General features: G+C 69.7%; 1 protein-coding gene. It reads right to left on the bottom strand.

Going from position 1 to position 201, the window contains the following annotated elements; translation table 11 throughout:
- Positions 1 to 201: glutamate ligase domain-containing protein (locus tag L687_RS27810; protein ID WP_040569648.1), on the bottom strand; the 201-nt coding region annotated here is incomplete at both ends.

Here is a 201-nt window from a genome sequence, read left to right as displayed (position 1 = left end):
TCGCTCGCGCGATCCGAATCCGGAGCGGTGGCGAACACGTGCGCCGCTCCCGGTGCCAGTTCGGCGACGATGCCGGCGGCGTCCTTGTCGGCGAGCACACCGAGCACCAGGCCCCATTCGTCGAAGTCGAAGCTGTCGTCCAGAGCCTGCGCGAGTGCCTTGGCGCCGTGCGGGTTGTGAGCCGCGTCGACGATCACGGTC

Origin of the sequence: Microbacterium maritypicum MF109 (genome assembly GCF_000455825.1) — a bacterium.
GTDB classification, from domain to species: Bacteria; Actinomycetota; Actinomycetes; order Actinomycetales; family Microbacteriaceae; genus Microbacterium; species Microbacterium maritypicum_A.
Note: the sequence above shows the minus strand (reverse complement) of the source record. Positions and strands in the feature narration are given on the sequence as shown.